Source organism: Pantoea eucrina (genome assembly GCF_002095385.1).
Taxonomy (GTDB): Bacteria; Pseudomonadota; Gammaproteobacteria; order Enterobacterales; family Enterobacteriaceae; genus Pantoea; species Pantoea eucrina.
This window is the reverse complement of sequence record NZ_MIPP01000088.1, coordinates 1-1,744: the sequence shown is the minus strand read 5'-3', so window position 1 is coordinate 1,744 and position 1,744 is coordinate 1. Positions and strand designations below refer to the sequence as shown.

General features: G+C 63.2%; 1 protein-coding gene and 1 pseudogene. Both read right to left on the bottom strand.

The features are described 5' to 3' along the window. Positions 1-95: 95 nt before the first annotated feature. Entirely contained in the window at positions 96-1,466 is a 1,371-nt protein-coding gene (locus HA43_RS18465) for an amidohydrolase (RefSeq protein ID WP_094112328.1), read from the bottom strand. 89 nt (positions 1,467-1,555) lie between these two features. Continuing rightward, positions 1,556-1,744: pseudogene (locus tag HA43_RS18460) on the bottom strand (LysR family transcriptional regulator); the annotation flags it as partial.

Here is a 1,744-nt window from a genome sequence, read left to right as displayed (position 1 = left end):
CGGCCCCGGCACCCCGTAGCGAACGGAACCGGCCCCGGGGCAGCATCGCCGCCGCAAAGGCAGCGGCCGCAGCTGACGGCGAACAGAACCGGTGCCTAACCGGCAAAAAACACCACTTTGCCCCGCTGAAAGGTGGCCTGCACCGGCGCAATCCGCGCCACGGCTTCAGCAGAGCAGCTGGCTGACACCAGCATCATGCTGGCTTCATCCTGCAGCGCAGGCCACTGCCGCACGCCCTGATTAGAGAGCGGCAGAATACCTCCGGTTGCGATATGCAGCGCGCGGCTTAGCCCATACTCATCAGAGCCGCGGTAAAGCTGAGCATAGAGATTGGCTTTTTCCAGCATGCTGCCGGTGCCAAAAGGGGACCAGTGATCGATCACGCTGTCAGTGCCGGTCATCACGTTGACGCCTGCCGCCTGCAGCTGCGGCAGCGGCATGGTCAGTCTGCCGATCGGAATGGTGGACGCCAGGCTAATCTGCTGCTCCGCCATGCCGGCAATCATCCGATCCAGCGCATCTCCTTCCAGCGTGGCCAGTGCAAAGCCGTGGCTCAGCGTTACGCGCCCTTTAAGCTGCGGATGACGGGCAACGGTATCAATCATGTACTGAATAGCCGCTACGCCCGCCGCGCTGATTTCGTGCAGATGGATATCCACGCCGCGCTGATAGTCGAGCGCTATCTGAAACATCGCATCAAGCGACGCTTCCATTGCGCCATCAACGCTGGTCGGATCGAGGCCGCCCACATGCGTGACGCCCGGCTGCATCGCCTCGCGCATCAGCCGATCAACCTTTGAGTGCAGCAGGCCGTGTTGCGGAAAGGCAACAATTCCGCAGCGGAAATCGGGATGCTGTGCCAGCGCCTGCTGCAGGTGCGCCAGGCTCTGCAGGCCGCTGACCGGATCGATGTTGCAGTGGCTGCGCGCTTCGGTGGTGCCTTTACTCTGCAGCAGGGCAATCAGCGCTTCGGCACGCGCCTGTGAAGTGGGGAGCAGCTGCGGGATCAGCACCTCTTCCCGGGCGATCATATCCATAATGGTTTTGCCCTGACGCGGGCGCGGAGCCTGCCACGGGCCGCCGTAAAACGTCTTATCAAGGTGGATATGCATATCACGGGTGCGGGGCAGCAGCAGCGCGCCCTGTGCATCCCACTGCGGCAGCGCAGCGTTGCGTGGCGTGCTGGCTGGCTCAATCGCGACAAACAGCCCCTCTTTAATCGTGAGGTTGTAGCACGCGGTGCGGGTGGCGATCACCTCGCCGCCTTCGCGTTCAAACGCCTCTTCAAGACGCACGTTGCAGAGCTGATAGTAAGCAGCGTCAGGCGGGGGTACCGCAGTCTGACAGGCTGGAAGAGAGGGTAACGGCGCGGCGCGACTCATACCGGCAGCCAGCAGGCTTCCGGCGGCGGTCAGGCGAACGCCCTGGCTGAGAAAAGAACGACGGCTGGCAGAGGTAACGGACATAAAAGGCTCCGGATCGCAGGGAAAACCCTAATCTGACAAATCTGCCGCGCCGCCGCTGCGATATTTGCCACTGCCCGGCAGTGGAAAAATCACTGCCACTGCAGATGGCAGAACTCAGCCAGCGCCTGCGCCAGCGTCTGCTGCAGCGCATCCTGCGGCAGACGGCAGAACAGCGCCAGCTCAAAATGTGTGACCGGCGGCAGACCCTCGGCGAGGCCCAGCACGCGATGGCCGGGGAGACGGCAGCTGGCGGGCAGTAGCGTCAGGCCCAGTCCGGC

Excerpts from the sequence above, each read along its gene's own strand:
- HA43_RS18465 (WP_094112328.1), bottom strand. The coding sequence starts at position 1,466 with ATGTCCGTTACCTCTGCCAGCCGTCGTTCTTTTCTCAGCCAGGGCGTT.